Here is a 25,375-nt window from a genome sequence, read left to right on the forward strand (position 1 = left end):
GATCCGGCGGGCGCGGCGGGGCCGGGCATGGCAGGGCCGGGTACGGCGGGGCCGGGCATGACGGGGCCCGGCAGGGCAGGGCGCGGTCGGGCACCCGTGGATCGCCGACGGTCCGACGGTCCGGCGGCCGTGCCGGCCGGACCGCGGGGCCCCCTACCAGTGAGCGGGGCGGGTCAGGGTCTGCGGCAGCTGGGTGGCGGCATCGCCCTTGGCCGCGTTGAGCTGCGACTGGGTGAGGAAGAGGGCACCGGTGAGATCGGCTCCGGCCAGGTCGGCGGCGCGCAGATCGGCGCCGATCAGGTCCGCGGTGCGCAGATCGGCGCCCTTGAGGTCGGCGGCGATCAGGTAGGCCCCGCGGAGGTTGGCGCCCCGGAGGTTGGCGCCCTTCAGGCGGGCGCCCATGAGGTCGGCGCCCCGCCGCTCCTTCTTACGGCCCGGGACCCCGGCCCGTACGAGTTCGCTGGTGCGCAGCAGGAGGGCGTTGACCTCGCCCCGGTGGGCGGGCACGTCCAGCTCGGTGAGCTCCCCGGCGCCGGCGCGGGTGAGGCGTTCGGTCTTCTCCAGCGCGGCGCGCAGATCGGCGTGGACCGGGCGGGCCGCCGGCCGGTCCAGCGCCTCGGCCAGGTACCAGAGGAGTTCGTGCAGCTGCCGCATGACGGGGAAGACGTCGAACATCTGCCGTGCGGTCCCCGGGGCCTGCCGCCAGTCCTGTCCGCCGAAGGTGACCTGGGAGACCTTCTGCCCGGCGCCGAAGCAGTCGAAGACGGTGCAGCCGGCGAAACCGCGCGGGCGCAGATCGCGGTGGATGCTGCAGCGGAAGTCCGTCTGCAGGTTCGGGCAGGGCCGGCCGGCGTCCTTGTCGATCGCGAAGTCCGCCGAGGCTGCGAACGGCAGCGCGACACAGCACAGCCCGAAGCAGCTGCCGCAGTCGGACTGCAGGCCGAGTTCCGTGACATCCGGGGTCGATGGCGTGCGCTCTGGGGACAAGGTGCGTGTACTCCTGCAGCCGGCGGGCACCGCACGAGACCGTGCCCGGAAGGGACCGCCATTCTCCCAGGCGGGAGAGGGCGGCCGCCCCTGACCGGTTCCGGTCACCGCGGCCGGGACCTGCCGCGCGCACCCGGCGTTGTCAGTGGCCGGCCCTCACCTCGGGACCATGAGCATGATCGGAGGGTACGCGCGCGTCACTCCTGCCACCCCCGCGGATCCGCGCGGAAAGCCCGCCGTCAATTCCGTCCTCACGCCTCGTCAGGACTGCTACCTTCACCGCATGTTGCAGCGGATGTCCGGAGTTTTCATCGGCGCACTCTTCGGGACGATCTTCGTGGTCGCCAACGCGCACGACCCGCTGAATCCGGCGATCGGTATCGCCCTCCGGGTGCTCGCGGTGCTCACCTTCGCCGGGCTGCTCGCGCTCGCCCTGCTGGCGGGGCGCCGCGGACAGCCCGCGCCGGACGATGCCGAGGTCCCTCAGGCGGACTGGTTCCGGGGGAAGTTCGCGTTCGTCGTGGGGGCCGAGGCGGTGCTGCTGATCGGCGGCAATCTGGCGCTGCGGGCGGCGGGCGCCCCCGAGCAGACCGCCGTGGCCTGGATCGCGCTGATCGTCGGTCTGCACTTCGTCGCGCTGATGGCGGTCTGGAAGCGGCGCAGCATCGCCGTCCCCGGCGCCACGCTGACCGCGCTCGGCGCGACCGGCCTGGGCATGGCGGCCACTTCCGCCGTGGCATGGGTGCCGTTCGTCAGCGGAGTGCTCTCCGGTGTGGCACTCCTGGGCGGCTGCGCCTACGCCATCACCCACACCTACCGGTCGGCGGCACGGCCGTAGGCCTGCCGTCCGGATCGGCCGCGCCCCGGGACGCTCAGTACGTCCGCGCGCCCCGCAGTGCGGGATGGCCCAGGTCGCCGAGGAGCGGTGCGGGTGCGGCACGGCGGCTGCGCCAGCGGCGCAGCAGCGGCCAGCTCGCCGCTCCCAGGACGAGCGAGAGGACATGTCCCCAGTCGCTCAGCGGGTCGACGTACGCGAGCAGATCGGTCAGGGCCAGATAGCCGACGCCGGCCAGCAGCGGCCAGCGCGACCAGGCCGGCAGCAGACCGGCGAGGGCGCCGGTGCAGGTCATCACGCCGAAGCTGATGCCGTAGTCGAGGCGGTGCAGCGAGCTCTCCGGCAGCCGGCCGGCGGCGACCGAGAAGGCGACCGGCAGTTCGGTGGCGAGGGTGGCGAGCACATGGCCGCCGAAGAAGACCGCGATGGCCCGCAGCGCGCCGATCCGCCGCTCCAGCGCCGTCAGGATGAAGAGGAAGGCGACGGCGTACGCGGAGGTCATCCCGCCGGCGATCCACAGGGCGCTGGCGATCAGCACCAGCAGCGGGGCCTGGGCGAGATGGACCACATCGGTGCTGGATCCGCGCAGCAGCTCGGAGACCAGCCCCGGGTCGGCGTACTCGGCGAAGAGCGACGTGGCCGCGAGGAGCACGGCGTAGCCGAAGGTGAAGGGGGTGCCGACGGGGGTGGGCAGCAGCCGCCAGGGCCGCCAACGCACCGCCGCACCAGAGGCGTTCGGCCCTTCCCCGGCGGCGGGGGCCCCGGTCGCCCCGCCCCCGCGCTGCCGGGGGAGACCGGGCAGCAGGCCCGGCGCCCCGCCCGGACCGGCGTCCGGCCCCGGCGCGGCGGCCGTCCCACGATCGACCCGTATCCTCTCGGCGGTTCCCAGCCAGCTCACAGTCCGAGGCCCCTTCCGTCCTGGCGCATCCGGTGAGCCACGCCCGTGTCCCTCGGCCGTGAATCTCTGCCCTGCTCTACGTTCCGGACCACCCTGCACGCTCAACCCATGAAGAAGCTGTGAGAGTGATATCCGTCACACGAGGCAACCGTCAGCAGATGCTTCACGTCCGGGTAACCAGCGGCGCATACCGCCCAAAAGCGACCACCCGATGCGACCGCCCAAAGCGTTGGACCGGCGCCCCCGTATTGGCCACCATGGCGCCATGGCTCCCGTGACACCGATGCAGGCAACGAACGGCGCCCCAGAGGCCCCGCGCACGATCGACCGCCGCGAGGGCCCGTACGGCGAGGTGGTGTTGCGGCAACGGGGCGGACCCCCCGCGGCCCCCGGGGCCGACGGCGCCGGCACCCCCGCGGCACCGGTCATCTACGAGATCATCGCCAACGGCTGCTTCCTGATGGACACTTCCGACGGCCGGTCCGAACGGCTGCTGATCGACGCCGCGCTGGACGCACTGCCGGCCGGCCGGGCCCGCCCCGCCGTACTGATCGGCGGCCTCGGCGTCGGCTTCTCCCTGGCCCGCGCGGCCCGGCAGCCGCGCTGGGGCCGGATCGTCGTCGCCGAGCGCGAGGAGGCAGTCATCGACTGGCACCGCACGGGCCCGCTGTCGGCCGTCTCGGCGGCCGCGCTGGCCGATCCCCGCAGCGAGATCCTGCACACCGACCTGGTCGCCCACCTGCGGACGGAAGCGGGCCAGGACACCTACGACGCCCTGTGCCTGGACATCGACAACGGCCCCGACTGGACCGTCACCGAGGACAACAACAGCCTCTACTCCCCCGACGGACTCGCCGCCTGCCACGACCGCCTGACACCCGGCGGAGTGCTCGCCGTCTGGTCCGCGCAGCCCTCGCCGGCCTTCGAGGAAGCACTGCGAAATGCCGGTTTCAGCGGGGTACATACGGAAGAGATCCCCGTTGTCCGAGGCGTCCCCGACGTGGTCCATCTCGCGCAGAAGGGCGCGTAGCCGACAGTCGCACCATGCCCGTACGCTGCTGCCCAGCAAGACGCGACCACGCAGGGGACATGCAGGGGCGGGCGATGGACCAGACTCAGACAACGCAGGGCGGCGCCGCCGCGGCCACGCCGGGAGCCCAGCGCCGGGTCCTGGTCGTGGAGGACGACCCGACGATCGTCGAGGCCATCGCGGCCCGGCTGCGCGCCGAGGGATTCCAGGTACAGACGGCCACCGACGGCCCGGCCGCCGTGGAAACCGCCGAGGCCTGGCAGCCCGATCTGCTGGTCCTCGATGTGATGCTGCCGGGCTTCGACGGCCTGGAGGTCTGCCGCCGGGTCCAGGCCCAGCGCCCGGTGCCGGTGATGATGCTCACGGCCCGGGACGACGAGACCGACATGCTGGTGGGCCTCGGCGTCGGCGCCGACGACTACATGACCAAGCCGTTCTCGATGCGTGAGCTGGCCGCCCGGGTGCATGTCCTGCTCCGCCGGGTCGAGCGCGCCGCACTGGCCGCGCACACCCCGCGCAGCGGCATCCTCCGGCTGGGCGAGCTGGAGATCGACCACGCCCAGCGCCGGGTCCGGGTGCGCGGCGCGGACGTCCATCTGACGCCCACCGAATTCGATCTCCTGGTCTGCCTGGCGAACACCCCGCGCGCGGTGCTCTCCCGTGAGCAGCTGCTGGCCGAGGTGTGGGACTGGGCGGACGCCTCCGGGACCCGTACGGTCGACAGCCACATCAAGGCGCTGCGCCGCAAGATCGGCGCCGAGCGGATCCGCACGGTCCACGGTGTCGGTTACGCCCTGGAGACCCCGCCCGCATGAGGCGGTGGCCCCACACCCCCCTGCGCGAGCTGTGGCAGCGGGTCTGGGACGGGCTGCGCCCGCTGGACCCGTACCGCTCGGTCAAGGCCGCACTCGGCGCCCTGGTCAGCGTCTCGGTGATCATCACCACACTGCTGGTGTTCGTCGCGATGCACTCGGCGACCGAGCTGCGGGTGATCACGATCTTCTCGATCATCGCCTCGCTGCTGATCACCCAGTTCGTGGCCAACAGCCTGACCGCTCCGCTCGACGAGATGACGGACGTCACCCGGTCGATGGCGCACGGTAACTACAGCCGCCGGGTCCGCTCGGAGCGCCGTGACGAGTTCGGCGACCTGGCGAACGCCTTCAACCGGATGGCGGCCGACCTGGAGGCGGTGGACACCCACCGCAAGGAACTGGTCGCCAATGTCTCGCACGAGCTGCGCACCCCCATCGCGGCCCTCCGTGCCGTCCTGGAGAACGTCGTCGACGGCGTCTGCGAGCCGGACCCGGAGACCATGCGCACGGCGCTGCAGCAGACCGAGCGGCTGGGCCGCCTGGTCGAGCACCTCCTGGACCTGTCCCGGCTGGACAACGGGGTGGTGCCGCTGCACGCCCGCCGCTTCGAGGTCTGGCCGTATCTGTCCGGGGTGCTCAAGGAGGCCAATATGAGCCGGGGCGCCGCCACGCTGTCGGGGCTGTCAGGGGTTGCCGGCTCCGGCACCCACACCCGTACGGACGTCCATCTCCACCTCGATGTCTCGCCGCCGGAGCTGACCGCGCACGCGGACGCCGAGCGGCTGCACCAGGTCGTCGCCAATCTCATCGACAACGCGATCAAGCACAGTCCCCGGCACGGCCGGGTCACGGTGCACGCCCGGCGGGGCGAGGGGCCGCAGAGCCTGGTGCTGGAGGTGCAGGACGAGGGCCCCGGGATCCCCGAGGCGGAGCGCTACCGGGTCTTCGAGCGGTTCAACCGCGGCGGTCCGGCCCCCTCGGGCCCCGGCACCGACGGCGGTACGGGCCTGGGCCTGGCGATCGCGCGCTGGGCGGTGGATCTGCACGGCGGGCGCATCGGCGTGGCCGAATCGCCCCGCGGCTGCCGGATCCGGGTCACTCTTCCGGGGCTGGAGTCAGCTCGAAGCTGACGGCCGCTGACGTAGGGTCGGTGGTGGAAACACTCCTCCGCGGGTGTGGTGGCGATCACTCGTACCCGCACAGAGGCAAACTTCGTGTGTTCCCCGCCAAGTCATGCCCTGAAACCCGACCGGGAATGTGACGTACGCGACGAGTGCCCCTCCCGGCCTGCACCAAGGGTCACAACAGGCGTAGCCTTTATTCCCGCTGTCCACCACCTTAGGAAGCGGAAGAGGGCGGTTGCCGCCGTGTCGCTACAGTCCCCCAACAGCTCGAGCATCTCGACCGACCAGGAGGGGCAGGGTAAGAACCCTGCCGCTGCGTTCGGTCCCAATGAGTGGCTCGTCGACGAGATCTACCAGCAGTACCTCCAGGACCCGAACTCGGTAGACCGAGCCTGGTGGGACTTCTTCGCCGACTACAAGCCGGGCGGCGCCACCGCGCCGGGCCAGCCGGCGGAGGGCTCCGCCCCCGCTCCGGCCGCCCCGGCGCAGTCGTCCGCGCCCGCAGCGGAGCCGAAGCCGGCCTCCGCCGCGCCGGCCACCCCGGCGAAGCCGGCCGCGAGCGCTCCGGCACCGGCCAAGGCCGCTCCGGCGAAGGCGGCTCCGGCCAAGCCCGCCGCGAAGCCGGCCGCCGAGGAGGGCCAGGCCCCCGCCGGTCCCGAGTTCATCACCCTGCGCGGCCCCTCGGCCGCCGTGGCGAAGAACATGAACGCCTCGCTGGAGCTGCCGACGGCCACGTCCGTCCGCGCGGTCCCGGTGAAGCTGCTCTTCGACAACCGCATCGTCATCAACAACCACCTCAAGCGCGCCCGCGGTGGGAAGGTCTCCTTCACCCACCTCATCGGGTACGCGATGGTGCAGGCCCTCAAGGCCATGCCGTCGATGAACCACTCCTTCGCGGAGAAGGACGGCAAGCCGACGCTGGTCAAGCCCGAGCACGTCAACCTCGGTCTGGCCATCGACCTGGTGAAGCCGAACGGTGACCGCCAGCTCGTCGTCGCCGCCATCAAGAAGGCCGAGACGCTGACCTTCTTCGAGTTCTGGCAGGCCTATGAGGACATCGTCCGCCGGGCCCGCGACAACAAGCTGACGATGGACGACTTCACCGGAGTCACCGCGTCGCTGACGAACCCCGGCGGCATCGGCACCGTCCACTCCGTGCCGCGCCTGATGCCCGGCCAGTCCATGATCATGGGCGTCGGCGCGATGGACTACCCCGCGGAGTTTCAGGGCACCTCCCAGGACGCCCTGAACAAGCTGGGTGTCTCCAAGGTCATGACGCTGACCAGCACCTACGACCACCGGGTGATCCAGGGCGCCGCCTCCGGCGAGTTCCTGCGGATCATGAGCCAGCTGCTGCTCGGCGAGAACGAATTCTTCGACGACATCTTCAAGTCGCTGCGGATTCCGTACGAGCCCGTCCGCTGGCTGCGTGACATCGACGTCTCCCACGACGACGACGTCACCAAGGCCGCCCGGGTCTTCGAGCTGATCCACTCCTACCGGGTCCGCGGCCACGTCATGGCCGACACCGACCCGCTGGAGTACCACCAGCGCAAGCACCCCGACCTCGACATCACCGAGCACGGCCTCACTCTGTGGGACCTGGAGCGCGAGTTCGCGGTCGGCGGCTTCTCCGGCAAGTCCATGATGAAGCTGCGCGAGATCCTGGGCGTGCTGCGGGACTCGTACTGCCGCACCACCGGCATCGAGTTCATGCACATCCAGGACCCGCAGCAGCGCAAGTGGATCCAGGACCGGGTCGAGCGCTCGCACAAGTCGCCCGAGCGCGAGGAGCAGCTGCGCATCCTGCGCCGGCTGAACTCCGCCGAGGCGTTCGAGACGTTCCTGCAGACCAAGTACGTCGGCCAGAAGCGCTTCTCGCTGGAGGGCGGCGAGTCCGTCATCCCGCTGCTGGACGCGGTCATCGACGCCGCGGCCGAGTCGCGCCTGGACGAGGCCGTCATCGGCATGGCCCACCGCGGCCGTCTGAACGTCCTGGCGAACATCGTCGGCAAGTCCTACGCGCAGATCTTCCGGGAGTTCGAGGGCAACCTCGACCCGAAGTCGATGCACGGCTCCGGCGACGTGAAGTACCACCTGGGCGCCGAGGGCACCTTCACCGGTCTGGACGGCGAGCAGATCAAGGTCTCGCTCACCGCCAACCCCTCCCACCTGGAGGCCGTGGACCCGGTCGTCGAGGGTGTCGCCCGCGCCAAGCAGGACATCATCAACAAGGGCGGTACGGACTTCACCGTCCTGCCGATCCAGCTCCACGGTGACGCGGCGTTCGCCGGCCAGGGCGTGGTCGCCGAGACGCTGAACATGTCCCAGCTGCGCGGCTACCGCACCGGCGGCACGGTGCACATCGTCATCAACAACCAGGTCGGCTTCACCGCCGCGCCGGAGGCTTCCCGCTCCTCCATGTACGCCACGGACGTGGCCCGCATGATCGAGGCGCCGATCTTCCATGTGAACGGTGACGACCCGGAGGCCGTGGTGCGCGTCGCGCGGCTGGCCTTCGAGTTCCGCCAGGCGTTCAACAAGGACGTCGTGATCGACCTGATCTGCTACCGGCGCCGCGGTCACAACGAGACCGACAACCCGGGCTTCACCCAGCCGCTGATGTACGACCTGATCGACAAGAAGCGCTCGGTGCGCAAGCTCTACACCGAGTCCCTGATCGGTCGCGGCGACATCACGCTGGAGGAGGCCGAGCAGGCGCTCCAGGACTTCCAGGGCCAGCTCGAAAAGGTCTTCACGGAGGTCCGGGACGCCACGACGGCCCCGATGGCCCCCGAGGTGCCGCAGCCCAAGGCGGAGTTCCCGGTCTACGTCGACACCGCGATCTCCCAGGAGGTCGTCAAGCGGATCGCCGAGTCCCAGGTCAACATCCCCGAGCACATCACCGTCCACCCGCGTCTGGTGCCCCAGCTGCAGCGCCGTGCCGCCCAGGTCGAGGACAACACCATCGACTGGGGCACCGGCGAAACCCTCGCCATCGGCTCGCTGCTGATGGAGGGGACCCCCGTCCGGCTCGCCGGCCAGGACTCCCGCCGCGGCACCTTCGGCCAGCGCCACGCGGTGCTGGTGGACCGGGAGACCGGCGAGGACTACACCCCGCTGCTCTACCTCGCCGAGGGCCAGGCCCGCTTCAACGTCTACGACTCGCTGCTCAGCGAGTACGCGGCGATGGGCTTCGAGTACGGCTACTCCCTGGCCCGCCCGGAGGCGCTGGTCATGTGGGAGGCGCAGTTCGGTGACTTCGTCAACGGCGCCCAGACGGTCGTCGACGAGTTCATCTCCTCGGCGGAGCAGAAGTGGGGCCAGACGTCCGGCGTCACCCTGCTGCTCCCGCACGGCTACGAGGGCCAGGGCCCGGACCACTCCTCGGCCCGTATCGAGCGCTTCCTCCAGCTGTGCGCGCAGAACAACATGACGGTCGCCTCGCCGACTCTGCCGTCGAACTACTTCCACCTGCTGCGCTGGCAGGTCCACAACCCGCACCACAAGCCGCTGGTCGTCTTCACTCCGAAGTCGATGCTGCGTCTGAAGGCCGCGGCGTCGAAGACGGAAGAGTTCACGACGGGCGGTTTCCGCCCCGTCATCGGCGACTCCACGGTCAAGGCCGAGGATGTCCGCAAGGTCATCTTCTGCTCCGGCAAGGTCTACTACGACCTGGAGGCCGAGCGCGAGAAGCGTGGCGCGAACGACACCGCGATCGTCCGCATCGAGCGTCTCTACCCGCTCCCCGGCAAGGAACTGCAGGCGGAGATCGCCAAGTTCTCGAACGCCGAGAAGTACCTGTGGACCCAGGAAGAACCGGCGAACCAGGGTGCCTGGCCGTTCCTCGGCCTCAACCTGATCGACCACCTCGACCTGGCCGTCGGCGCCGATGTCCCGCACGGCGAGCGGCTGCGCCGGATCTCCCGGCCGCACTCCTCGTCGCCGGCCGTCGGTTCCGCCAAGCGCCACCAGGCGGAGCAGGCACAGCTGGTCGCGGAGGCCTTCGACGCATAAGCGTCAAGGGCCGCCGGAGCGACCGGCAGGCAGACAGCGGAAGGGCCCGTCCCCGGTGGGGCGGGCCCTTCCGCGTACGTGGGGCGCCTCGGCTCGCTAGACGGGCTGCGGTTCGAAGTCCCAGTACGGACGCCGGCGGCGCCGGGCGGACAGGGTGTGCGGGTGCTCGGCGCCCAGGGTCTCGGAGAGCTGCTGGATCGCCTCCTGTTCGAGCTTCGCCGCCTCCTGGCCGCGGCGGAGCGCCCGCAGGTCCTCGGACAGTGCCGTCTTCGCGGAGAGGGTCAGCGGATGGGTGTCGCCCAGCGTCACCTTGGCCCGCTCCAGGGTGACGCGGCCCAGCTCCACCGCGCCGTCCTCGTCGTCCACCCGGTTGCGGGCGGCGGCGGCGTTCAGTGCGCAGCCCAGCGTCCAGGGATGGCCGGGGCCCATCGCCTCGGTCATCCCGCTCAGCGCACGTTCGGCGATGTCCAGCGCATCCGCCGGGTCCCCGAACTCCCCGCGGACCAGCCCGACGTTCCCCAGGGTGCCGACGGTGTACGGGTGGCGCTCGCCGGCCAGGGCGCGATAGCGCTCGGCGACCTCCTCCGCCAGGTCGCGGGCGTGCCCGAGATCGCCGTGCTCCCGCAGGAAGGTGGCGTGGTCCGCGCGCACCATCAGCGTCTCGGGGTGGCGCGGCCCCTGCACCCGGCGGGAGCGCTCGACGAGATCGGCCAGCAGGGTGGCGGCGCGGGTGACCTCGCCGGAACGGCGCAGACACAGCGCGAGGTTGTGCTCGGCGCGCAGGGTCTGCGGGGTGTGCGGGCCCATCACCTGCAGATGCAGCCGGGCGTTGAGCTCCTGGCTGGAGGTGGCGTCGCGGTAGCGGCCGAGCAGGCGCAGGGTGCGCGCGTAGGCGGTGCCCGCGTTGAGCGTGAGGTGGTGGCGGGCGCGCAGCTCGCGCTCCCGGAAGGCCAGCACCTCGCGATGGGTGACCAGCGCTTCTTCGTACCGGCCGAGCAGCGCCAGGACATTGCCGAGGTTGTGCCGCGAGGAGAGGGTGCGGGGTGCCTCCGGGCCGAGCAGCTCGGTGTAGGCGCGCCAGACGGCGTCGAAGAGCTCGTGGGCCTGCCCGTAGGAGCCCAGTGCGATCAGGGTGCCGGCCAGTCCGTCCTGTGCCCGCAGCAGATCGGCGTCGGAGGGGGCCCGCTCGGTGGTGAGCTGGTCGACGACGGCGCTGCCGACCGCCTCGGCCTCGCGGTAGCGGCCGAGCCGGCGCAGCATATTGGCGTGCTGGTGGGTGAGGACGAGCATGGTGCGCTGGGTGGCCGCGAGGCGGGTGCGCCAGCGGGACATGAACTGTTCGCACAGCCGCAGGCCCATGCGGTATTCGCCGCGGACCCGCAGATATTCCACGCAGTTGAGCAGCAGCTGCTGGACCGCGGGCTCGGGGCTGTCGAGGACCCCGGCCGGCTCCAGATGCGGGATGAGCGCGGCGTAGCGCTCCCAGTAGCGGGTGTCGGCGGGGTTCTGCGGGTCGGCGGTGACCAGCACCCGGCAGGCACACGCCGACATCAGATCGCGCTCGTCCTCGGTCATGTCGCTGCGCAGGAACCGGTGGTAGAGCCGGTGCATCAGCGCGGTGTCCACGGCCGGGTCGGAGTCGTCGGAGATCTGGTAGTCGAGGCGGACGGCGGTGGACTCGGTCAGCCGGCGCAGCGCGGTGTTCCAGCTGATCGGCTCGGCGGCCAGATCGGCGAGGTGCTCGGGCAGGTCGCCGCGGCGGGCCTTGGCGAGCATCGGGACGGGGATGGTGTCCGGGGCGAAGAACGCGAACAGTTTGAGGAGTTCGACCGCGGCCGGGCTGCGTTCGCGCAGCGTGTTGAGAGTTATGGCCCAGCTCGTCTGGAAGGCCATGGGGTAGTCGGAGGAGATCCGGATGCCGACGAGACTGGGCTCGCCGCGGCGGATCAGTTCGATGTACTCCTTGGGGGACATCGGGTTGGCGTCGAGCCATGCGGCGGTCTGGGCGAGCAGCAGCGGCAGGTCCTGGACCGCGTCGGAGAGCAGATCGGCTTCCATCGGTGTCAGCCGTGGGGCGCGCCGCCGCGCATAGGCGACGCTCTCGATGCGGTTGAAGGGCAGCACCTCGATCTCCTGGGCGCTGCCGGAGCCCGACCAGTCCCGGGTGAGGGTGGTGATCAGGACATGGCCGCGGCCGTCGGGGACCAGGTCCTCGATCTGTTCCATGTCGTCGGCGCTGTCGAAGATCAGCAGCCAGCGGCGGTAGGGGCGGCCGACGCGGAGCGCTTCGTGGACGGCGCGGATGCGGTCGCCCAGCTCCCGGCCCACGGGGAGGCCGAGCCGGGTGGCGAGTTCGGCGAGCTGTTCGCGGGCGGCGCCGCGGTTGGTGGCGCTGATCCACCACACCACGTCGTAGTCGTTGCCGAAGCGATGGGCGTATTCGGCGGCGATCTGGCTCTTGCCGACGCCGGAGGTGCCGTACAGCGCGATCCGGGTCTCCAGCGGCGGGCCCGCGCCCGCACCGGAGCCGGCCAGCTTGCCGTGCAGCTCTTCGAGGACGTTGTCGCGGCCGGTGAAGCGGTTGTTGCGGCGCGGGATGTTCCACACCTCGGGCGGGTTGTTCGGGAAGCGGGGCGCGCCGGGCGCGTCCTCGTCCACGGCGCGGCCCGGTCCCCCGATGCCGAGCCGTTGCAGTACCCGGCGGTTGGCCTCCTGTGCGTCCAGATCGCGCAGGTCGGCGGGGCGCAGCAGGGATGCCGTGGCGGGCAGGCTCTGGGTGGCCACGCTCACCGCGGCGAACCGGTCGGCGTGCGCGGACACCACCTCCCGCAGCGCGGCCGTCCACTCCTCCTGTGTCTTGGGTCCCAGCCGGAAATACCAGTCGTCCAGCACCATCAGCAGCCGGCCCTCGGCCTCCAGCAGGCCCGACAGCTCCTCCACCAGCCCGGTGTCCACCTGGGGGTCCCAGCGCAGCATGGTCGTGCCGTGGCCCTGCTGCTCCAGCTGATGGGAGATCCAGGCGGCCCAGGGCCGGGTGAAGCCGGCATAGCTGATGGTGATGTGTTCGTTGGAGCCACTGGGACCGGAAAAGTGGGCCTGATCGACCATGCGACCGTCTCCCTGAGATGCGATGGTGCGCGCGTGCAGAGGCTGTCTCATCAGGCACGCCCTGGCTCTTTGGCACGATAGCCCAAGTGTCCCTCCATATGACGACAGTGCGTCAGGTCATCTCGGCGGCACGTCAGTTGAGGGCGACCGTGGCGTCCAGACGGGCCGCGATATGCCGGATCAGGCGTTCCAGGTCGGCGCAGTAGACGGACGGATTGGTGAATCCGCCGGTGTCCGCGCGATAGCGGTGTGCGTAATTGCCGCCGCCGCACACCTCCACCAGGGCGCAGCTGCGGCACTGGGCGCCGAGGCCGTCCCGGCCGCTGCGGCGGGCGGCCATGCCGGGGTGCGCCAGGGCGTCGTCGAAGGTGTGGTGGAAGACGTCGAGGCCGGTGGCGGCGGCGCCCTCGTAGGTGGATTTGAGCGAGTCGACCTGTTCGATGGCGCCATCGGTGTCGACGACCAGGGCGACGACCGGGGAGAGCCCGACCGCCTCGCTGGAGCTGGGGCGGCCCAGGAGGAGGCCGAGGATTTCGGTGAACACCCGCACCCGGGGGCCGGGGCCGCCGTCCCACCACTGGTCGAAGACGGTGCACAGCCAGTCGCCGTACGGGCTGCGGCCGGCCGGTCCGAGGGGGGCGGGCCGGGGGCCCCTCCCCGCAGTAGCCGGGGGAGGGCTGGACCAGTTGGCGTGCGGGAGGAGGAAGTCGACCATCGGGGGGTCCAGGACGCGCAGCGAGTCGTAGACCTCGGCCGGGCCGGCGGTGATGTCGATGGTGCACAGGATGCCGGCGAACACCTCGGGCCGGTCATGGAGGAGGCGTACGGCGCGGGAGACCGCGGGCCAGGAGGGCCGCCCGGCGTGGTCGACACGGCGGCGGTTGAGGCCGGGGGTGCCGCCGTCGAGGCTGAGGCCGAGCCGGAACCCCGCGGCACCCAGGGTGTCGATCATGTCCCCGGTGAGGAGCGTCCCGTTGGTCTGCACCCCGAATTCGGCGGTGCAGCCGGCGGGCAGTGCGGCACGGACCGCGGCGGCCTGTTCGAGCAGCGGTCCGGGGCCGGTGAGCAGCGGCTCGCCGCCGTGCAGATCGATACGGACCTCGCGCAGCCGGTGGGTGCGGGCGTGTTCGGCGATGCGCAGGGCGGTCTGCCGCATGGTGGCGGCCGGGACCGTCGGCGGGCGCTCGCGCCAGCTGCGGTCGGGCCCGGCGTAGATGTAGCAGTAGGTGCAGGCGAGGTTGCAGCGGCTGTGGACCTTGAGCACGAATTGCCGGAAGGGCACGACAGCGGTCGGGCCGGTCTTCTCCCCCGCCACGGGTCGCCCCCTGCTCTCGTCTTCCTGCGTCGAGGTACGGGCTCGCCAACTTCCGCCCGTTGTCTGGTACATGGCTCCGCCCTCGGGCGAAGAACCAAATTCCCCCAGCAACTGGCCGGTTCCCTTGCACGTTTGCCCAAAAACCACCGTTCTCGACAGTCAGTGCAAGACCTTCTCCGGACCGTCCTCGTAGTACGCGACGGCGTCCTCCGCCGACGGCCAGTTGCGCAGCAGCAGCGCCGCGACCTCTCCCAGCACCGCATGCTCCGTCCGTGCCGCCAGAACGCCCACGTCGACCCCGGCAAAATCCGGCAGCCGCTCGGCCGACGGCCCCGAAGGGGCGGCCGCAGCCGGTTCGGTGCGGGGGGTAGTCGCCACGCTGCTCTCCTCTGGCCGGCTGGACGGGGGTGTTCCCGAACTGCCGTCCACAGAAACACGTCCCGCTGCGGACGGCCAGGCAGCCGGACGGGTGCTCGGGGCGGTCAGGCGGTGGATTCGAGGGCGCGCATACGGGCGCGGGTGCGCTGGGCCTCGGGGCCGGTGTCCTCGCCGGCCCGCTGCCACTGCTCCCAGCTCTCGCGGTAGGCGTGCAGCGCGGAGCGGGGGCCGGCGGTGACCTCCAGGACCTCGCCGCGGCGGTGGTGGGCGCGGGCTGCCGGCAGGGCGCTGTCGGCCCGCCGGGCGGCCGCGGCGGCCCGGCGGTAGCAGGCGGCGGCCCGGTCGTGGCGCTCCCGGGAGTCGAAGCGGCGGTCCAGCAGCAGCTGGACATCGCCCACTTCGAGCCAGGCCTCGGCCGACACCGCGTCCGGTACGTCCGCGCCGCGGGCGGCCAGCTCCAGGATCCAGTCGGCCTCGTGCAGATCGGCGAGCGAGGGCTGGCGTTCGTAGCGCAGTCGCAGGGCGCGGCCGAAGAGCAGACGGTGGTTGCCCAGGTCGGGGTCCTGCGGCGCGACCCGGCCCAGCGCCTCGCGCAGCACATGCACCGCCTCGTTGGCCAGCCGCTTGCCCGGCCCCTCGGCCGGCTCCAGCCGGGCGCGCAGCAGCAGTGCCGCACCGCGCTCGGCGAGCAGCGAGCTGTGCTCGGGCGAATCGGGGGTGGTCAGCCGGAGGGCGGCGGCCAGCGCGGCGATGGCAGCGTCGAGCGCGGGCAGGGCACCGGTGCGCGTGTGTACGGCGCGCTGGGCGGCGGCCGTACGGTGCAGGCTGTCCGCTTCCAGGGCCCGGTCGTCGAGTTCATGGGCCAGCACACGGGCGCGTTCGAGGGTGGGCAGCACGGACGGCAGGTCCGCGCCGCCGTTGAGCTGGCGGGCCGCCGCGAGGTCGAGCAGGGTCTCGCAGACCAGCCGGTCGGCCGTGCCGCCGCGGCGGCGCAGCAGCACGGCGGCGGTGTCGAGATCGTCGGCGGCGCGTACGGCGAGCGCCTCGGCGGGGCGCGGCCCTGCGGTGTCGTCGCGGGCGGCCCGGCGGGCCTGGTCGAGCAGGACGCCGCCGCGGGCGGCATAGACCTCGCCCGGCACCTGCTCCCCGCTGGGCCACTGGTCGAGGAGGGTGGTGAGGGAGCGTTCGGCCTCGTCGAGGGGGTCAGGGTCGGCCGCTCCGTCGGTGTCCGGTACGGCCGGCAGGGCGGCCAGGCGGCGCAGGACCTCGGTGCGTAACACCATGCTCTCCAGGACGCGGGGGTCCAGCAGGCTCATCAGCCCGCAGGCGGCGTGCAGATGGCGGGCGGCGTCGGCGAGCGCGGTGCGCTCCTCGGCGGGGGTGCCGGCCGCCCGGCGTTCGCGGGCGCGGGCGTGGCCGACCCGGCCGAGCACGATCAGCGCCCGGGTGCGCTCGGCCTCCCGGCCCGCCGCGGCGGCCTCCTGGTCGTCGGCGGCCGGCTCGCCCGCGGTGGCCCGTTCGGCGGCGCGGGCCGCGCGCTCCGCCTCCTCCAGGGCGTCCGGCTGGCGCCAGGTCGCCCAGGCGTGCAGCAGCGCGCGGGCGAGGTCGGTACCGGCCACCGGCAGGCGTTCGGTGGCGGCGCGCAGCAGCCGGACCGCCTCGATCAGATCCCGGACCGCGCGGTCCTGTTCATAGCGCTCCAGGAGGGCCGCGCCCTCCGCGGCCGGGCCGTCGGACGCGTACGGCCGTCTGGCCGGCGGGCGCAGCGCCGGTTCGAAGCGGCGCAGCACCCGTTCCGAGACCCGGGCGAAGGGTTCGGGAACGGCCCGCTGGCCGGTCTCGGGCTCCCGGCCGCTGCCGGAGAGCATGGCGACCGCGACGGCCGGGAAGTTGCGGGCGCTGCGGCCGAAGGTGCGCTCGACGTAGAGCGAGCAGTGCTTGAGGACCAGGGCGGCCTCGCCCGCGCTGAGCCGGGCGAGGAGTTCGTCACGTACACCCGGCGCGAAGTCGTACCAGGGGCCGCTCACCCCGGTCTGCTCCCCCGACGGCCGCTCATCCGGCGGGAGTTGTGTGACCAGTCCGCCGAGCAGCACCTCCGCCAGCTCGGCCGGGCCGGTGTGCGGCAGCATCGCGCGCTGGACGAGCTGGATGACGGGGAGGGCGAGCGGGACGGCCGAGAGATGGACGGCGAGCAGCCGGGCGGCGGGCGAGGCCTGCTGGTCGAACTCGCGGACCATACGGGCCGGCGCGGCGGGCCCGTACGCGGGCGGCGGTCCCGCCGGATGCTCGGTGCCGTGGTCGGCCCGTACGACGGAGGCCGCGCCGCGCAGCGAGAGGCCGGCGTCGGCGGCGGCCAGCCGGGCCCAGGAGCCGAGGGCGGAGGGGGTGGCGGAGAGCACCGGAACGGCGCGCTCGCGGGGCGCTTCGGACGGGGCGCCCGGCAGCCCGGCGGGACGGCGCCGGCGCCGGGCCGGCCGGAAGTCGAGGGCCTGGTAGGGGCCCTGGCGGCGGACCAGGGTGCCGGCGACGGCGGGCAGCAGGGTGCGCGCCCACATCCGCTGCGGCAGCGGCTGGACGACGGCGAGCGGGGCGTCGGCCGCCCAGCGGTAGAGCAGCCGCTGCATCCGGCCGTCCCGCCAGAGGGGGCCGGCGCAGTCGCTGACGACGAGGGTGAGGTGATGGCCCGTCGGGTCGTGCAGCTGGTCGGCGGGGCGCAGCGGGCGGCCGGGGCCGGGGGCCGCGGCGACCCCCACGTCCGGGCCGTGCGGATGGAGGTAGTGCACCGTGACATCGCGGAAGGCGCCCACCCGCTCGCAGACCTGGCGCAGGTCGTACAGCATCTGCTCCCAGACGGCCATCGAGGACGAGCCGTCCATCAGGAGCCGCAGTCCGGCCGCCCGGCGGTGCACCCCGCGCAGCACCGGGATGATCATTTCGGCATGGGCGGAGAGCTCGGCGGTGGCGGGCTCGTCCAGCTTGCGGGGGACCGGGGCGACCGGCGGGCGGTAGCGCTGGATGGGCCGCAGCGCGCGCTGCAGCGGCAGCAGTCCGGGGAACGCGGAGGCGATCGGGACCGCGACCTCGCCGAGGCGCTGCCGGTCGGGGTCGGGAAAACGCGTGGGGGTCTCGCCCAGGTCATGGGTGGGCAGCAGCTCCGCGACCCGGCGCCGGGCGCCGGTCTGGAGCACGGACGACGGGGGCTTTCCGTCCGCCGGCCCGGCCGTGCCGTCGGCCGGTGCGGTCCCCCCGGTGCCCGCGGGGTCGGCGGAGACGGCCGGTCCGACCCGGAAAGTGGCCGGATCTGTACGGTCCGGACGGTCCGCGCGGGTGGGCCCGGCGTCCGCGGCACCCTCGGCCCGCGGTTCGCCCGGGGTGATCCACTGGGCGAGCCAGAGGGCATCGGCCATCCCGCGGGCGTCGGCCGGCAGCCCCGCCGCGGTCAGCCGGGCGACGAGTTCGTCGAGGGGGCCTGGGCCGGGCTCCCCGAGGGGCACCGGACTCACCTCGTCCGGTCAAGGGGCCGCATCAGCTCCGCCGTCAGACGCCGCCGCGTCTCCTCCTCGTCCTCGTCCGTCCAGCCCGCGCGCTGTGTCAGGTGGATGGCGTTGAAGAGCTGGTCGACGGCGCGGACATCACCGGGCTCACGGTCCAGGAAGCGGTCGATCACCGCCTCGTAGCGCTCGGCGGCGCCCTCGCCGAAGTGCGCCCGCACCATGGCGGCGAGCCGCTCCTTGTCGGGGACCGGGATATGGAGGTGGATACAGCGGCGCAACAGGGGCGCCGGGAAGTCCCGTTCGCCGTTGCTGGTCAGGACGATGAAGGGGAAGGCATGGCAGCGCACCCGGCCGTCGCGCACCGTCACCCGTGCGCCGTCGTCGCTGAGCACCTCCACCTCGGGGGCGGATCCGGCCAGCCGCTCCAGCTCCGGAATCCGGAACTCCCCTTCCTCCAGCACATTGAGGAGGTCGTTGGGCAGATCGATATCGCTCTTGTCGAGCTCGTCGACGAGCAGCACCCGGGGGCGGGCGGCCGGCAGCAGGGCCGTGCCCAGCGGGCCGAGGCGGATGTAGCGGCCGATGCCGCCGCCGGGTTCGTCGGCGGATTCGTCGGCGGGGTCCGGGCCGGCCGCGACCGCGCTCTCCCCGGCGGCCGGGGCGGCGCGGGCGATCTGGAGGTCCTGGAGGCGGCCGATGGCGTCGTAGTCGTACAGACCGTCACGGAGTGTGCTGCGGCTGACGACCGGCCAGCCGAGCACCCGGCCGAGGCCGAGTTCATAGGCGACCGAATGGGCCAGGGTGCTCTTGCCGCTGCCCGGTGCGCCGGTCACCAGCAGTGGCCGGCGCAGATAGAGGGCGGCGTTGACCAGCTCGCGCTCGGTCTCGCCGGGGCGGTGGTGGCTGGCCTCCCGGTGCTGCACACCGAGCCTGCGCTCGGAGGAGGGATCGAGGGCGGCCGGCGGCGCCACGAAGGGGCCGCCGTCGAAATCGCGCCAGGGGGGTGGCGGCGGAAGATGCTCAATTCCGTCGTGCGGTGCCCCCGCGCCACGGTAGATGAGCCAGTCGCTCACGTCGGAACTCCTCGTCGCCGGCCAGGCATCGGTCAGGAGCGATGGTCATGGCGGCGCGCCGGAGATGTCGGCATCCGCCCGGCCTCCCCCCGCGTCCGCCACCCACAATCACGCAGTCGCGTCATCACGAACAAGTCTTCCACGACGCTATGACAGTACCCACCCGGACGGAAGCACACGGGGCGGTTTCCGGTCTCCCCCGCGGGCACCACGGCGCCCAAGTGCCAGGTACGGGGCACGACTTGCCGCAGGAGGGGCGGATGCCGCCGCACCGGGCACCGGGCGCGTGCGAGGCGTACGGGGCGTACGCGGCGCCCGGAACATCAGGGGGCGGCGCCCCGTACCGCTCATCGCGGCGACACCTGGGGGTGGTCCGTGAAGAGCGGCGGAATCGGGTCCTCCGGGTCGTCGTAGAGGAGCACCAGATCGCGCGCCCAGTGCGTGCCCTCCTCCGCAGCCTCCGCGGCCTTGGCCCGCAACTGCCGGACGAGTTCGGGGAGCCGGGCCACTCCGCCCGACCCCTGGAGCAGCTCCCGCACCCCGCGGTGGAACTCCTCGCAGCCGGCATCGCAGTCCCGCTCCTCGCCGTGCCCGTTGGCCGGCCACAGCCCGGCCGGGAAGCCGGTGTCCAGGGCGACCCCGACCGCGTCCCGGCCGAACCCGTCGGCGACGGTGTGGCACAGCGCCGGCAGCGCCCCCTCGGCGGCCGTCTCCAGCAGCCGCCAGACCGCCTCGGCGGAGCCGGGCCGGGCGCCGGCGCCCGGCCGCGGCGGGATGCGCAGGGCATGCAGTTCACGGGCGGCGGCGAGGCCCTGCCAGCGGCGCAGCCACGCCGGATCGACCTGTTCCCGCCGTCCCTGGTCGCGCAGGATCACCGCGCGCCCGGGGCCCACCGGCCGCAGCCGGGCGGTGCGCCGGGGCGAGGCCGCGACCTCCCAGTGGCCGGCGGCGGTGTCCCAGTGGCCTTCGGGGACGGCGACCTCCAGGCGTACGCGGGCGCCCGGCCCGGCATCGCCGTCGGCCCGCAGCAGCCGCCCGCCGAGCCGCCGCAGCACCTGCTCCCGCGCCTGCTCGAACGGCACCCCGCCGGCCGACTCCTGGACGTCCACCCGCAGCCACTGCCCCTGGCCGTAGCCCTCGCTGACCGACCAGTTGAACAGCTCCTGCCCGCCCTCGTCGTAGAAGAGCGGCTCGAACTCGACGAGCACGGAGCGCGGCCGGCGGCGTACCGGGCCTATCCTGCGGCGGTCCTGCGGTTGCAGCACCACCGCCTTGGCCTGCACGAACTCCGCGAGACGGGCGGCCTGTCCGCGCACCCCGGCGGCCTCTTCGCCCGGGGTGTCGCGCACCTCGTCGGCGGTCAGCTGCGCCACGATCCGCAGATAGTGCACAAAGGCGCGCAGCTCCGTGTACGGGTCGCTGCCCTGGTAGAGGGCGCCGTGGCCGTCCCGCCAGGTACGCAGCAGCCAGGCTCCGGGCCGCTCGCCGCGCTCCAGCACCTCGCCGACCGCGGCCTCCACGACCAGCGGATCGCGCGGTGCGGGCAGCCGGGCGAGCAGATCCAGCGCCTGCAGCCGCTCCTGTACGCCCCACAGCCGGCCCCGGCCAGCCATGATCGCGTGCTGGGCGTCGAACCAGGTGGGCCCGACGGCGCGGCCGAGTTCCTGACCGGCCCAGTGCCAGCGGTCGTGCAGGCTCATCAGCGCGTGGTACGGGTCGGGCCCCAGGCTCTCGGCGCCCGTGACCAGGTGTTCCGGCCCTAGTCCGCGCAGCGCGGTGACCGGCACCGCCAGCCCGACATGGTCCTGCTGGTGGCGGCCCTTGACGATGCCGACCACCTCGCCACGGTCACAGTCGAGCAGCGGTCCGCCGGAGGCCCCGGGCGTGACCCGGACATCGCTGCCGAACTGCAGGCCCCGGGCGTCGCGGGCGCCGAAGCGGACCGCGATGAACGGGTCCACGGGGGTGGTGGGAGCGCGCGGACCGGCGGGAGCGCCGCGCCCCTCCCCCGGCACCCGGGTGCCGGATCCGTCGCCCGGCTCGGGCACGGTCCGTCCGTCCTGCGGGCCACCCGCCTCACCCGGGTCACATACGACGCGTTCCCCCCGGTGGCCCGCGGCCGCGCCCCCGCTCGCGCCGCCGTCCCCCTCGGTGCCCGCGCCCGGCTGGTCGTGCCCACGGAAGATGTACGCGTCCTCCAGGAGCGTCGCCGGCTGATCGCTGAGCCAGGCGCAGGGGTGCTCGGTCTCCGGGTCGAGCAGCCGGACCAGGGCGAGATCGGCGCGGGCGGCGGCGGGCCCGGCTTCCGGGCCGGGCCGGCTCAGGTCGTAGGCGAGCCGGGCGGGCACCACCCGGCCGCCGAACGCGACCCCGAAGATCCCGTCCGGGCCCGTGTCGCGACGCCGCCCGTCGCTCGCCGCGAGCACATGGGCGCAGGTCAGCACCCATCCCGGGGCGATCAGTACCCCGCTGCCCCACGGCCTGGCGCCGGCTCTGCCCGGCGCGGCACACAGTCCGACGGTGGTGCGTCCGGCGTGGTCGAGAAGCTGTGTGTAGCGGGCGCGGTCACCGCGGCCGGCGGCCCGGCCTTCGGAGGTCGACATCAGCGGCCCGAATCGTCCGGCTCCCGGCGGTCGGCCGTACGCACCCCGGGCGGCTCATCCCGTAATGGCGTCCCGTCCTCGCGCCGCCAGGTGAGGGTGACGGCGAGGTTGGCCTTCGCCTCGCCGTCCGCGAGCAGGGCGACGGCCTTGCCCGGCTTGGCCGACAGCTCCACGCCGAAGGTCACGCTGGTCTCGTGCGGGGCGACCCGTTCGGTGGCCTGCCGGACGCTGGCGGCGACCCCGCCGATCACCTCGCGGAGCCCTTCGACCCTGGCCCCGAGCGCGTCCCAGGCACCGACGTCCTCGAATTCCCCGTCCGCGTCGTCCGTCCCGTCGGGCCCCGGGGTGTCGAGCCGGGAGACCCGGGCCCAGACTTCCGTACCGTCGGGAAGTTCGATGCGCTGTGCGCGATCTTGCATCACGGCCTCCTGCGCCCCGTGGGCGGCAATTTCCCAATTGCCGCAGGACCGTTGACAGGTGATCAGGCTAGCCGTCGGCCGTCTGTGGCGCGAGAGGTCCGTGAGCCTGCCTATCCTGGCTGGGAATGACCCATGACCCCTGGTGGAGAGCGCGTGTATTTCACTGACCGTGGCATCGAGGAGCTGGAGAACCGGCGCGGCGAGGAGGAGGTCACCCTGGCGTGGGTGGCCGACCAGCTGCGTACGTTCGTCGATCTCAATCCGGACTTCGAGGTACCGGTGGAGCGGCTGGCCACCTGGCTGGCCCGACTGGACGACGAGGACGAGGACGAATAGGCCACCGAGGAGCGGACCGGGACCGGGCTCCCGGGTGCCCGGTCATGCGCGGACGGCCCGCCTCCCGGAGGGGCGGCGGACCGTCGTGGCGGTACCGGAGATCAGGAAGACCAGGAAGACCAGGAGTAGTGGAGCGCGTCGCGCAAGCGGCGCTGCACGCCGTACTCGTCGTTGAGGGCCGCCTGCCCGGCCCTGCGATCGCGCTCGATGTACGCCTTCTTGTGGTGGTGCTCGGCGGCCTGGGTGCCCTCGCCCGCGCCGTCGAGGGCCTGCCGGATCTCCGCCCGGTGGCGCGCGCCGGCACGCCCCCTTGGCGTTGACGATCTTCCCCTGGGCCGAGCGGTTGTACTTTGCGGCCTTCTTGTAGCTGCGGCCCCGGTCGGCCGAAATGGCCTTCCCGTTCAGCGAGTTGACCTTCGCGATACCACGCGCTTGACTTCCCCAATCCGCGATATATCGTGTCCTCAAGAGACGCGATATGTTGCGTTGTACGGCTATCCAGGGGAGGCCAGGAATGTCAGCCCGGAGCGAGTGGTCGCAGCAACCGATACAGGTGGCCGAACCACGCACGCTGGAGATCTCCGACCCCCTCGATGCCTTGCACGTGCGCGTGGTCGGCGGCACCGTCAACGTCGTCGGCACCTCGGACGGCAGCCCGACCCGCGTGGAGATCAGCGAGCTGCACGGCCCGCCGCTGACAATCTCGTGCGAGGACGGCACCCTCTCGATCGCCTACGAGGACCTCCCCTGGAAGGGCTTCCTGAAGTTCCTGGACCGCAAGGGATGGAACCGCAGCGCAGTGATCTCGGTGACGGTGCCGGCCGCCACCCGCGTCGAGGTCGGCGTGGTCGGCGCCGGCGCGGTGCTCTCCGGCATCTCGGGGCGTACGGACGTCCGCGGTGTCTCCGGTGACGCCACACTCGTCGGGCTGACCGGCAGGGTGCGGGCCGACACCGTCTCCGGCAATGTCGAGGTCCAGTCGGTCACCGGCGATCTGCGGTTCAACTCCGTCTCCGGGGATCTGACGGTCATTGACGGGGCGGGCGGGGCGGTGCGCGCGGACTCCGTCAGCGGCGACATGGTCCTCGACCTCGACCCCGCCCAGGGCGCGGACATCGCCCTGACGACGGTCTCCGGGGAGGTGGCCATCCGGCTGCCCGACCCTGCCGACGCCAAGGTGGAGGCCAACACCGCGAGCGGCACGGTCTCCAACGCCTTCGACGATCTGCGGGTCAGCGGCCAGTGGGGCGCCAAGAAGATCACCGGCTCGCTCGGCGCGGGCACCGGCACTCTCAAGGTCACCACCGTCTCCGGCGGTCTGGCCCTGCTGCGCCGCCCGGCCTTCGAGGACGAGGGGCACCGGCCGGGCGACGCCGGCACCGGCCCGGTCCCCGGCCCGCAGGGGGACTCCCCGGCCGACCCGTCCACCGAGAGGAAGGTGCTCTGAGCATGCCCCCCGTCTTCGCCCATGGCCGCCTCCGCCTCTACCTCCTCAAGCTGCTGGACGAGGCCCCGCGGCACGGCTACGAGATCATCCGCCTCCTGGAGGAACGCTTCCAGGGCCTCTACGCGCCCTCCGCCGGCACGGTCTACCCCCGGCTGGCCAAGCTGGAGGCCGAGGGCCTGGTGACCCACACGACCGAGGGCGGCCGCAAGGTCTACTCGCTCACCGACGCCGGACGGACCGAACTCGCCGACCGTGGCGGCGAGTTGGCCGATCTCGAACTGGAGATCCGGGAGTCGGTCGCCGCGCTCGCCTCCGACATCCGGGAGGACGTGAGCGGTTCGGCGCGGGATCTGCGCCGCGAGATCCGGGAGGCCGCCCAGCAGGCCCGCGCGGACGCCCGGGGTCCGGGCAAGGCCGGTCGGACCGGCGACGGGACCGCGGGCGCCGAAGACGACGCCGACGGGCGGCCGTTCCAGGATGCCGCCGACTACTTCGACGGCGCATTCGGCGACAAGGAGTCCTGGCAGCAGGCCAAGGAGGAGTTCCGGCGCGCCAAGGAGGAGTGGAAGGAGCAGGCCCGCCGGGCCAAGGAGGAGAGCCGGCGCGCCAAGCAGGAGGCCCAGCGGGCCCGTAAGCAGGCCAGGGACGCCCAGGTGTTCGCACGCGAGGAGGTCCAGCGGGTCCTCAAGGGCGTTCAGGAGCAGGCCCAGGGGGCGATGCGGTCGGGCGACTGGTCGGGCGCGGTGCGCGAGGCGCTGTCCGAGGTGTCGCGCGAGGTCGGCCGCTTCACCGGCGGTGCGTCCGGCGGCCGGCGGAGCGACGGCGAGCCGGGCGCGGCCGGGCGGGCCGGTACGGACAACGGGACCAGGGTGACGGTCGAGCGCGTCGATCCGGCCGGGGAGGGCCCCGGGGCGGACACTGCGGACACGGCGAACGCGGCGGACACGGCGGACAGGGCGGACACGGCGGACACGGCGAACGCGGCCCCGCCGGCGCCGGAGTGGGCGAACGAACCGGTCGGGGACAACCCCGCCCGCGACTTCGACCGGCTGCTGGACCGCTTCCGCGACGATCTGCGGGACGCGGCGCGCGATCACGGGGTCACGGCCGCCCAGCTCAAGGAGTCCCGCAGCCGGCTGTCGACGGCCGCCGCCCACATCGGCGCGCTGCTGCGCCACCCGGAGCAGCATGCGTCCCGCACGGACCGGGACACGGGCCGGGACGGCTGAGCCGCCGGGGAGGGGCCGACGGCTCGTGACACCACCGCGGTGGGGCGGGTGCCTCAGGGTGCACCCGCCCCACCACGGCCGTCCGTTCAGCTCCCGGCCGCTCAGCTCCCGGCCGCGGGCTCCGCAGGCCGCGGGCTCCGCAGGCTCCGGAGCCCGGCACTCGTACACAGCGCGCCGATGAGCCCGTTCACCGCCTCCGGCGAAATTCCGGGCACCTGCGTCCGCGACGGCCGGAACCGGATTCCCCCAACCCGGCTTCTGTTACCC

Annotated in this window: 18 protein-coding genes; 9 read left to right on the plus strand and 9 right to left on the minus strand. The window is 73.0% G+C overall.

The window, feature by feature from the left end:
• Window positions 1-153: 153 nt before the first annotated feature.
• Window positions 154-987 carry a pentapeptide repeat-containing protein gene (locus AB0C46_RS29395; RefSeq protein WP_362831490.1) on the minus strand — a complete coding sequence of 278 codons (834 nt, stop codon included), beginning with the start codon at window positions 985-987 and terminating at the stop codon, window positions 154-156.
• Between the two features lie 283 nt (window positions 988-1,270).
• On the opposite strand from AB0C46_RS29395, the gene AB0C46_RS29400 reads away from it, so the two are divergent.
• On the plus strand, window positions 1,271-1,825 hold the full coding sequence (locus AB0C46_RS29400; RefSeq protein WP_362831491.1) for a hypothetical protein: 555 nt from the start codon (window positions 1,271-1,273) through the stop codon (window positions 1,823-1,825).
• Window positions 1,826-1,859: 34 nt separating this feature from the next.
• Here the strand turns inward: AB0C46_RS29400 and AB0C46_RS29405 are convergent, their stop codons facing one another.
• On the minus strand, window positions 1,860-2,720 hold the full coding sequence (locus AB0C46_RS29405; protein WP_362831492.1) for a rhomboid-like protein: 861 nt from the start codon (window positions 2,718-2,720) through the stop codon (window positions 1,860-1,862).
• A gap of 265 nt (window positions 2,721-2,985) precedes the next feature.
• Between AB0C46_RS29405 and AB0C46_RS29410 the strand changes: the two genes are divergently transcribed.
• From AB0C46_RS29410 to AB0C46_RS29425, 4 genes are all read left to right on the plus strand, one after another.
• Window positions 2,986-3,750 carry a spermidine synthase gene (locus AB0C46_RS29410; RefSeq protein ID WP_362831494.1) on the plus strand — a complete coding sequence of 255 codons (765 nt, stop codon included), beginning with the start codon at window positions 2,986-2,988 and terminating at the stop codon, window positions 3,748-3,750.
• A gap of 74 nt (window positions 3,751-3,824) precedes the next feature.
• Window positions 3,825-4,565, plus strand: coding sequence for a response regulator transcription factor (locus AB0C46_RS29415; protein ID WP_362831495.1), 741 nt, complete (start codon window positions 3,825-3,827; stop codon window positions 4,563-4,565).
• Window positions 4,562-5,695 carry an ATP-binding protein gene (locus AB0C46_RS29420; RefSeq protein WP_362831496.1) on the plus strand — a complete coding sequence of 378 codons (1,134 nt, stop codon included), beginning with the start codon at window positions 4,562-4,564 and terminating at the stop codon, window positions 5,693-5,695. Before AB0C46_RS29415 ends, AB0C46_RS29420 begins: the two co-directional genes overlap by 4 nt.
• 237 nt (window positions 5,696-5,932) lie before the next feature.
• A complete protein-coding gene (locus tag AB0C46_RS29425) occupies window positions 5,933-9,706 on the plus strand; it encodes a multifunctional oxoglutarate decarboxylase/oxoglutarate dehydrogenase thiamine pyrophosphate-binding subunit/dihydrolipoyllysine-residue succinyltransferase subunit (RefSeq protein ID WP_362831497.1) in 3,774 nt (1,257 codons plus the stop codon).
• Between the two features lie 96 nt (window positions 9,707-9,802).
• Here the strand turns inward: AB0C46_RS29425 and fxsT are convergent, their stop codons facing one another.
• The 7 genes from fxsT to AB0C46_RS29460 all read right to left on the minus strand — a co-directional run bounded on the left by fxsT (window position 9,803) and on the right by AB0C46_RS29460 (window position 22,096).
• Window positions 9,803-12,814, minus strand: a complete 3,012-nt coding sequence (gene fxsT, locus AB0C46_RS29430; protein ID WP_362831498.1) for an FxSxx-COOH system tetratricopeptide repeat protein — start codon at window positions 12,812-12,814, stop codon at window positions 9,803-9,805.
• A gap of 133 nt (window positions 12,815-12,947) precedes the next feature.
• Complete coding sequence (locus AB0C46_RS29435; protein WP_362831500.1) at window positions 12,948-14,129, minus strand: FxsB family cyclophane-forming radical SAM/SPASM peptide maturase; 1,182 nt, start codon at window positions 14,127-14,129, stop codon at window positions 12,948-12,950.
• Window positions 14,130-14,288: 159 nt separating this feature from the next.
• A complete protein-coding gene (locus AB0C46_RS29440; protein WP_362831501.1) occupies window positions 14,289-14,507 on the minus strand; it encodes a YxD-tail cyclophane-containing RiPP peptide in 219 nt (72 codons plus the stop codon).
• A gap of 104 nt (window positions 14,508-14,611) precedes the next feature.
• Complete coding sequence (locus tag AB0C46_RS29445; protein WP_362831502.1) at window positions 14,612-18,001, minus strand: SAV_2336 N-terminal domain-related protein; 3,390 nt, start codon at window positions 17,999-18,001, stop codon at window positions 14,612-14,614.
• Window positions 18,002-18,006: 5 nt separating this feature from the next.
• On the minus strand, window positions 18,007-19,074 hold the full coding sequence (locus AB0C46_RS29450) for a MoxR family ATPase (protein WP_362831503.1): 1,068 nt from the start codon (window positions 19,072-19,074) through the stop codon (window positions 18,007-18,009).
• A 347-nt stretch (window positions 19,075-19,421) separates the two neighbouring features.
• Window positions 19,422-21,677, minus strand: a complete 2,256-nt coding sequence (locus tag AB0C46_RS29455; RefSeq protein ID WP_362831504.1) for a trypsin-like peptidase domain-containing protein — start codon at window positions 21,675-21,677, stop codon at window positions 19,422-19,424.
• Complete coding sequence (locus tag AB0C46_RS29460; protein WP_362831505.1) at window positions 21,677-22,096, minus strand: CU044_2847 family protein; 420 nt, start codon at window positions 22,094-22,096, stop codon at window positions 21,677-21,679. The genes AB0C46_RS29455 and AB0C46_RS29460 overlap by 1 nt, the downstream gene beginning before the upstream one ends.
• 153 nt (window positions 22,097-22,249) lie before the next feature.
• Here AB0C46_RS29460 and AB0C46_RS29465 point away from each other — a divergent pair, with 153 nt between their 5' ends.
• From AB0C46_RS29465 to AB0C46_RS29480, 4 genes are all read left to right on the plus strand, one after another.
• Entirely contained in the window at window positions 22,250-22,432 is a 183-nt protein-coding gene (locus tag AB0C46_RS29465; protein ID WP_018087464.1) for a DUF6104 family protein, read from the plus strand.
• Window positions 22,433-22,560: 128 nt separating this feature from the next.
• Window positions 22,561-22,752, plus strand: a complete 192-nt coding sequence (locus tag AB0C46_RS29470; protein WP_362831507.1) for a hypothetical protein — start codon at window positions 22,561-22,563, stop codon at window positions 22,750-22,752.
• A gap of 194 nt (window positions 22,753-22,946) precedes the next feature.
• Window positions 22,947-23,879 (plus strand): DUF4097 family beta strand repeat-containing protein, encoded by a 933-nt coding sequence (locus tag AB0C46_RS29475; RefSeq protein ID WP_362831508.1) that lies wholly within the window; start codon window positions 22,947-22,949, stop codon window positions 23,877-23,879.
• A 2-nt stretch (window positions 23,880-23,881) separates the two neighbouring features.
• A complete protein-coding gene (locus tag AB0C46_RS29480; protein WP_362831509.1) occupies window positions 23,882-25,108 on the plus strand; it encodes a helix-turn-helix transcriptional regulator in 1,227 nt (408 codons plus the stop codon).
• Window positions 25,109-25,375 lie beyond the last annotated feature (267 nt).

The organism is Streptomyces sp. NPDC048637, from assembly GCF_040650675.1.
Classification (GTDB): Bacteria; Actinomycetota; Actinomycetes; order Streptomycetales; family Streptomycetaceae; genus Streptomyces.

Bases quoted from the DNA above. Each gene is read 5' to 3' on its own strand.
- AB0C46_RS29475 (WP_362831508.1), top strand. From the start codon at position 22,947: ATGTCAGCCCGGAGCGAGTGGTCGCAGCAACCGATACAGGTGGCCGAA.
- AB0C46_RS29455 (WP_362831504.1), bottom strand. From the start codon at position 21,677: ATGTCGACCTCCGAAGGCCGGGCCGCCGGCCGCGGTGACCGCGCCCGC.
- AB0C46_RS29415 (WP_362831495.1), top strand. From the start codon at position 3,825: ATGGACCAGACTCAGACAACGCAGGGCGGCGCCGCCGCGGCCACGCCG.
- fxsT (WP_362831498.1), bottom strand. From the start codon at position 12,814: ATGGTCGATCAGGCCCACTTTTCCGGTCCCAGTGGCTCCAACGAACAC.
- AB0C46_RS29480 (WP_362831509.1), top strand. From the start codon at position 23,882: ATGCCCCCCGTCTTCGCCCATGGCCGCCTCCGCCTCTACCTCCTCAAG.
- AB0C46_RS29400 (WP_362831491.1), top strand. From the start codon at position 1,271: ATGTTGCAGCGGATGTCCGGAGTTTTCATCGGCGCACTCTTCGGGACG.
- AB0C46_RS29460 (WP_362831505.1), bottom strand. From the start codon at position 22,096: ATGCAAGATCGCGCACAGCGCATCGAACTTCCCGACGGTACGGAAGTC.
- AB0C46_RS29420 (WP_362831496.1), top strand. From the start codon at position 4,562: ATGAGGCGGTGGCCCCACACCCCCCTGCGCGAGCTGTGGCAGCGGGTC.
- AB0C46_RS29410 (WP_362831494.1), top strand. From the start codon at position 2,986: ATGGCTCCCGTGACACCGATGCAGGCAACGAACGGCGCCCCAGAGGCC.